6 protein-coding genes are annotated in these 6,730 nt (G+C 67.8%); 3 read left to right on the forward strand and 3 right to left on the reverse strand.

Going from position 1 to position 6,730, the window contains the following annotated elements; translation table 11 throughout:
- Window positions 1–418: 418 nt before the first annotated feature.
- Window positions 419–1,696 carry a diaminopimelate decarboxylase gene (gene lysA / locus JWP65_RS11470; RefSeq protein WP_299763796.1) on the reverse strand — a complete coding sequence of 426 codons (1,278 nt, stop codon included), beginning with the start codon at window positions 1,694–1,696 and terminating at the stop codon, window positions 419–421.
- Window positions 1,693–1,977 (reverse strand): lipoprotein, encoded by a 285-nt coding sequence (locus tag JWP65_RS11475; RefSeq protein WP_299763797.1) that lies wholly within the window; start codon window positions 1,975–1,977, stop codon window positions 1,693–1,695. The genes lysA and JWP65_RS11475 overlap by 4 nt, the downstream gene beginning before the upstream one ends.
- Here JWP65_RS11475 and cyaY point away from each other — a divergent pair.
- Complete coding sequence (gene cyaY / locus JWP65_RS11480; protein WP_299763798.1) at window positions 1,951–2,280, forward strand: iron donor protein CyaY; 330 nt, start codon at window positions 1,951–1,953, stop codon at window positions 2,278–2,280. The genes JWP65_RS11475 and cyaY overlap by 27 nt on opposite strands.
- On the opposite strand, the gene JWP65_RS11485 is transcribed toward cyaY, so the two are convergent.
- Entirely contained in the window at window positions 2,270–4,744 is a 2,475-nt protein-coding gene (locus tag JWP65_RS11485; protein ID WP_299763799.1) for a penicillin-binding protein 1A, read from the reverse strand. The genes cyaY and JWP65_RS11485 overlap by 11 nt on opposite strands.
- Before the next feature lie 273 nt (window positions 4,745–5,017).
- Between JWP65_RS11485 and JWP65_RS11490 the strand changes: the two genes are divergently transcribed.
- Together JWP65_RS11490 and JWP65_RS11495 are read left to right on the forward strand one after the other, a co-directional pair.
- Window positions 5,018–6,097, forward strand: coding sequence for a pilus assembly protein PilM (locus JWP65_RS11490; RefSeq protein ID WP_299763800.1), 1,080 nt, complete (start codon window positions 5,018–5,020; stop codon window positions 6,095–6,097).
- A partial coding sequence (locus tag JWP65_RS11495; protein WP_299763801.1) for a PilN domain-containing protein occupies window positions 6,094–6,730 on the forward strand: 637 nt, incomplete at its 3' end. The genes JWP65_RS11490 and JWP65_RS11495, both read left to right, overlap by 4 nt.

Below are 6,730 nucleotides of genomic sequence, written 5' to 3' on the forward strand. Positions count from 1 at the left end.
AAAACCTGCGCTGTCCGGGCTCGCGGCCCCCGCGGCGGAACTCGCTGCGGTTTGCTCGCGCGCGAGCAAACACTCCGCTCAAGCACCCTCCGCGAGCATGAGGACGTACGCGGGGCTCGATACGCTAACGCTCTCGTAGCCCCGCTGGGCCGCGAGCCGGACAGCGCCGGCGCTCCTGTCTGATTGCGCGCCGCAGCCCACCCGCACGCGGGTTTGCAGGGTGGTTGGTGGTGGGTTGTCATCCCTGGATCCAGGCAGCGCTTGACCAACCGCAGTTTGGATTGCGGGTCAAACCCGCAATGACCGGGGAATGAAAGAGCAGCTTCCAGCGGACTCGACGCGCGCAGCCGCCGAGCGACGCACCGCGGGCATGCACCGCACACCGCCTGCAGCGACGCGCCGCGAACAGGGCAGCAAATCAGGGCAGCGGCTTCTCGTTGCGCAACTGGTCCGCGACGCTTTCGCGTTCGCGAATGACGTGCACCTGGCTCCGGTCGACCAGCACTTCCGCCGCCCGCCCACGCGTGTTGTAGTTGCTGGCCATGCTCATGCAATAGGCCCCGGCCGACATCACTGCCAGCAGGTCGCCCGGCTGCACCGCGAGGTCGCGGTCCCGTCCCAGCCAGTCGCCGCTCTCGCACACCGGGCCCACCACGTCATACGTGGCCGTGGCCGCATCGCCGCGCCGCAGCGGCGCCATCGCGTGGTACGCCTGGTACATCGCCGGGCGCGGCAGGTCGTTCATGGCGGCGTCGACGATGCAGAAGTTCTTCTGCTCGCCCGGCTTGAGGTACATCACCTCGGTCAGGCAAACGCCGGCGTTGCCCACCAGCGAGCGGCCCGGCTCGATCATCAGCTGGCGGTCGCCGTAGCCGCGCGCATCGAGCCGGGCCAGCAGCTGCTGCCACAAGGCATCCGCCGCCGGCGGCTGTTCGCCGTCGTAGGCGATGCCCAGGCCGCCGCCGAAGTCGATGTGCTCCAGCGGGATGCCGGCCGCCTCCACGCTGGCCACCAGGTCCAGCACCCGGTCCATCGCGTCCAGGTAGGGCGCGCTGGTGGTGATCTGCGAGCCGATGTGGCAATCGATGCCGACCACCTTCAGCCCCGGCAGTTCGGCCGCGCGGCGGTAAGCCCGCAACGCGTCGCCGTGGGCGATGCCGAACTTGTTGCCTTTCAGGCCGGTGGAGATGTAAGGATGGGTCTTGGGATCGACGTCGGGATTGACGCGCAGGCTGACCGGGGCGCGCTGCCCGGCCTGCAGGGCGACGGCGCTGAGCACCTCCAGTTCGGCCTCGCTCTCGACGTTGAAGCAGCGGATGCCCACTTGCAGCGCGCGCTGCATTTCGGCCCGGGTCTTGCCGACCCCGGAGAAGATGATGTCTTCGCCGCGGCCGCCGACGGCCAGCACGCGCTCGAGTTCGCCGCCCGAGACGATGTCGAAGCCGCAGCCGGCGCGCGCGAACACCTGAAGGATGCCCAGCGCCGAATTGGCCTTGAGTGCATAGAAGATCTTCGCCTTGCGGCCGGCGAAGCCGCGCTGGTAGGCTGCCAGCGCCGCCAGCATCGAAGCCTGCGAGTAGACGAACAGCGGTGTGCCGTGGGCTCGCGCCAAGTCGGCCAGGCCCACGTCTTCGGCGAACAGCTCGTCGCCCCGGTACTGGAAGTGCGGCTGGCCGGGCAGGGTGGAAGCGGTCATGGGTTGCGCACCGGCGAGGCCTTGCCGGTGGCTGGCACGGCGGAGGCGGGCGACTGCGGCCCGGACACGGCCGTCGACGGCGCAAGGATCTCGGTCAGGCTGGCGCGGCCGGCCGCGGCCGGCTCCGTCGGCAGGAACAAAGGACCTTTCTGGCCGCAGGCGGCAAGCCCCGCGACCACGGCTGCGGCAAGGGCAAGCGTGCGCAAGCAGGGGCTGACTAGAATTTGAAGTACACCGAACATCTGGAAATTGTAATGACTGACCTGGAATATCTCGACCATGCCGAAGCCTTGCTGGCCAGCGTCGAGGCGTGTTGCGACCGGATCAACGAGGAAACGGACGCCGACATCGACAACCAGCGCGTCGGCGGGATGATCACGCTGAGCTTCGAGGACCGCAGCCAGATCATCGTCAACCTGCAGCGTCCGCTGCACGAAATCTGGCTGGCGGCCCGCGCCGGCGGCTTCCACTACAAGTTCGACGGCCAGCGCTGGCGCGACACCAAGGGCCAGGGCGAGTTCTTCGCCGATCTGACCCGCTACGCCAGCCAGCAGGCCGGCCGCCCACTCGCCTTCAGTTCCTGAACAGGTCCAGGATGCTGCGGCGCTCGTCGCTGGAATTTGGCGGGCGCGACGGCGGCATGCCGTCCGCGTTCTGCATGCTGCGGTCGCCCGGCACTCCCGGCGACTGCTCGCCCGACGGCCCCCGCAGCGACCCGTGCTCCGCCCCGCCGTTCTCGCCCCCGTTCGACAGCCCCAGGCTGGAGACACCGCCGCCGCCGCCGCGGGCGTACTCCTCGTAGTACCACTCGCCGCCGACGTTCACCAGGCCTTCCGGCGCGGCGGGTTCCATCACCGGCAAGCCCTTCAACGCGGTTTCCATGAACGAGATCCACACCGGCAGGCTCAGGCCGCCGCCGGTTTCGCGGTCGCCCAGCGAACGCGGGTTGTCGTACCCCATCCAGACCACGGCGGTCAGCGTCGGGTGGAAGCCCGCGAACCAGGTGTCGATGGAGTCGTTGGTGGTGCCGGTCTTGCCGTACAGGTCGGGCCGCTTGAGCTCGCGCTGGGCCCGCGCGGCGGTGCCGGAGCGGGCGATTTCCTGCAGCAGCCGGTTCATGACGAAGGCGTTGCGGGCGTCGATGGCGCGCACCGCTTCGCTCGGCAGCGGCGGCTGGCTTTCCACCAGCGGCTTGCCTTTCTGGTCGGTGATGCGCGTGATCAGCCACGGATTGACGCGGTAGCCGCCGTTGGCGAACACCGAATAGCCGGTCGCCATCTGCATCGGCGTGACCGAGCCGGCGCCCAGCGCCATGGTCAGGTAGGGCGGGTGCTTCTCGGCCTCGAAGCCGAAACGGGTGATCCAGTCCTGCGCGTTCTGGGCGCCCACCGCCTGCAGCACGCGGATCGAGACCATGTTCTTGGACTTGGCCAGTGCCGTGTGCAGCGGCATCGGGCCCTCGAACCGGCCGTCGTAGTTCTTCGGCTCCCAGGGCTGGCCGCCGGTCACGCCGGCGTCGAAGAACAACGGCCCGTCGTTGACGATGGTGGTGGGCGTGAAGCCCTTTTCCAGCGCCGCCGAATAGATGAAGGGCTTGAACGACGAGCCCGGCTGGCGCCAGGCCTGGGTGGCGTGATTGAACTTGTTCTTGTTGAAGTCGAAGCCGCCGACCATGGCGTGGATGGCGCCGCTGCGCGGATCCAGCGCGACGAAGGCGCCCTCCACCTCGGGCAGCTGGGTGATCTCCCAGGCGTCCTTGGGTGTCTTCATGACGCGGATCACGGCGCCCCGGCGGATCCTGATCTTCGGCTGCGCCTTGTCCGACAGGCCGGAGCGGGCCGCCTGCAGGCCCTCGCCGACGATGTCGAAGCGGTCGCCGTTCATGCGCACGGCGGTCACCTTCTTCGGGCCGGTCTCCAGCACCACCGCGGCCATCACGTCGCCGTTGTCGGGGTGCTCGGCCAGCGCGTCGTCGATCGCGTCCTCCAGCTGCCTGGCGTCGTCGGGCAGGTCGACGAAGCGCTCGGGGCCGCGATAGATCTGGCGCTTCTCGTAGTCCATGATGCCCTTGCGCAAGGCCTTGTACGCGGCTTCCTGCTCGTTGGACTTCAGGGTGGTGAACACGTTCAGGCCCCGGGTGTAGGCTTCGTCGCCGTACTGCGCGTACACCAGCTGCCGCACGGTCTCGGCCACGTACTCGGCGCGCACCGGCATCGCCGGCAGGCCGGAGCGGATCTTCAGCTCCTGCTTCTTGGCTGCCACCTCCTCCTCGGCTGTGATGAAACCGTTTTGCTGCATCCGTTCGATGATGTACAGCTGGCGAGAGCGGGCGCGCGACGGGTTGCTGATGGGGTTGAAGGCCGACGGCGCCTTGGGCAGGCCGGCCAGCATCGCCGCCTCGGCGATCGTCAGTTCCTTCATCGGCTTGCCGAAATAGGCTTCCGAGGCGGCGGCGAAGCCGTAGGCCCGGTTGCCCAGGAAGATCTGGTTCATGTAGATCTCGAGGATCTGGTCCTTCGAGAGCTTGTGCTCCAGTTTGAAGGTCAGCAGCACTTCATACAGCTTGCGGGTGAAGGTCTTTTCGGAGGACAGGTAGACGTTGCGCGCCACCTGCATCGTGATGGTCGAGGCGCCCTGGCTCTTGACGCGGCCCAGGTTGGCGATGGCTGCCCGCACCAGGCCCTTGTAGTCGACGCCGCTGTGCGAATAGAAGCGCGCGTCCTCGATGGCCAGCACCGCGTTCTTCATCACCTGGGGAATCTCTGCGATGGGGGTGAGCTGGCGGCGCTCCTCGCCGAACTCGCCAATCATCACGCCGTCGGCGGAGAACACCCGCAGCGGCAGCTTGGGCCGGTAGTCCGACAGGTCGGAAATGTCGGGCAGGTTCGGATAGGCCACGGCCAGGGCCAGGCCGCCGATGGCGACACCGGTTGCGACCAGCGCCAGGGCAATGCCGAAAGTCCAGGCAAGAAAGCCGAGCAGCAAGCGTTGCCAGGCGGGCCGGGGGGCGGACGGACCGGGGCTGCCGGCAGGGGAATGGGAAGGCATAGAACTCCAGGGAGCGGCCCGGGGCGCCCATTATAAAAATGCCAGGGGTCTGACCCGCCAGCGGACCGATCAGTTCCGCCAGGGACCACAAGGCAGCCGCTAGGGGTGGCTTAAGCCGCCGGAGTATGGCACCTGAGCGCGTCGGGTTTTGACAACGGTGCAAGGGGGCCGAATCGGGAAATTCCTTTGTCCGACAAGGATGTTACTGCTAGCATTGAAGTGGAATCTTAAGTTTGTTACGCCTTGAAATGCGGGTGTTTCAGGAGACTGGTCTTGATTTCTTTTGGCTCATTGTTTGGCCGCCAGGCCCCTCCGCTGCTGGGTCTGGACATCAGTTCGTCCAGCGTCAAGCTGGTCGAGCTCGGCCGTGCCAAGGACGGCAGTCTGGTGCTGGAGCGCTGCGCCATCGAACCGCTGGAGCGCGGCTGGATCACGGACGGCAACGTCGAGAAGTTCGACGAGGTGGCCGAGGCCATGCGCCGCGTGGTCAAGAAGAGCGGCACCCGCACCCGCAACGTCGCGATGGCGCTGCCGGCCTCGGCCGTCATCACCAAGAAGATCATCCTGCCCGGCGGCATGAGCGGCGCCGACCTGGAGATCCAGGTGGAAGCCGAGGCCAACCAGTACATCCCGTTCTCACTGGACGAGGTCAGCCTCGACTTCTGCGTGGTCGGCCCGAGCACCACCTCGGCCGGCGACGTCGAGGTGCTGATTGCCGCCTCCCGCAAGGAAAAGGTGCAGGACCGCCAGGGGCTGGCCGAGGCCGCGGGCTTGCGGCCGGTGGTCATCGACGTGGAATCGTATGCTTCGCGCCTGGCCGCCGGCCGCCTGATCGAATCGCTGGAAAACGCCGGCCGCGACCAGATGGTGGCGCTGTTCGAGGTGGGCGCGTCCACCACCAGCATGCAGGTGATCCGCAACGACGAGGTGCTGTACGACCGCGACCAGGCTTTCGGCGGCGCCCAGCTCACGCAGCTGATCGTGCGCCAGTACGGCTTTTCGCCGGAAGAGGCCGAGAACAAGAAGCGCAGCGGCGAACTGCCCGAGGACTACGAGTCCGGCGTGCTCAAGCCGTTCGTCGAGAGCATGGCCCAGGAAGTCGCGCGGGCACTGCAGTTCTTCTTTACCAGCACGCCGCACAACCGGGTCGACCACATCATGGTGGCCGGCGGCTCCGCGGCGCTGCCCGGGCTGAGCCAGGCGATCACCGCCCAGACCTCGTTCCCCTGCGTCTTGGCCGACCCGTTCCAGGGCATGCAGTTCGGCGACAGCGTGCGTGAGAAGAAGGTCCGCCGCGAGGCGCCTTCCTACCTCACCTCGTGCGGGCTGGCCATGCGGAGGTTTCTGCAGTGATCCTGATCAACCTGCTGCCGCACCGCGAGGCGGCGCGCAAGCGCCGGCGCGAGATGTTCTACGCCTCGCTCGGCGCCTCGGCGCTGGCCGGGGCCCTGATCGCGGGCGGCGTCTACCTCTGGTACGCGGCCCAGATTTCCGAGCAGCAGGACCGCAACATGGTCCTGAGCACCGAAATCAGAAAGCTCGAAGCCCAGATCAAGGACATCGCCACCCTGCAAGAGGAGATCGCCGCGCTGCGGGCGCGCCAGCAGGCGGTGGAAGACCTGCAGTCCGACCGCAACGTGCCGGTGCACCTGCTCAACGAGCTGGTGACGCAGCTGCCCGACGGCGTCTACCTCACCAGCATGCGGCAGGCCAACAACGTGGTGGCCGTGACCGGCATCGCCCAGTCCAACGAGCGCGTCTCGGAACTGCTGCGCAACCTGAGCAGCGGCAGCCCCTGGATCACCAAGCCGGAACTGGTGGAGATCGTTTCCTCCACGGTCGTGCTGAGCCCGCGGGAGCAGCGCCGCGTCTCCAACTTCAGCATGCGCATGACGCTGCTGCGAGCGAGCGAGGCCCAGAAGGCCGCCGCCGCCGCCGCCAGCGCCGCAGCCAGCGTCGCAGCCAGCGCCACCGGCGCGGCCGGCG

It is taken from the genome of Ramlibacter sp., assembly GCF_028292805.1.
Taxonomy (GTDB): domain Bacteria; phylum Pseudomonadota; class Gammaproteobacteria; order Burkholderiales; family Burkholderiaceae_C; genus Ramlibacter.

Coding starts and splice junctions, on each gene's coding strand:
- JWP65_RS11475 (WP_299763797.1), bottom strand. CDS start 1,977: ATGGTCGAGATATTCCAGGTCAGTCATTACAATTTCCAGATGTTCGGT.
- cyaY (WP_299763798.1), top strand. CDS start 1,951: ATGACTGACCTGGAATATCTCGACCATGCCGAAGCCTTGCTGGCCAGC.
- lysA (WP_299763796.1), bottom strand. CDS start 1,696: ATGACCGCTTCCACCCTGCCCGGCCAGCCGCACTTCCAGTACCGGGGC.
- JWP65_RS11485 (WP_299763799.1), bottom strand. CDS start 4,744: ATGCCTTCCCATTCCCCTGCCGGCAGCCCCGGTCCGTCCGCCCCCCGG.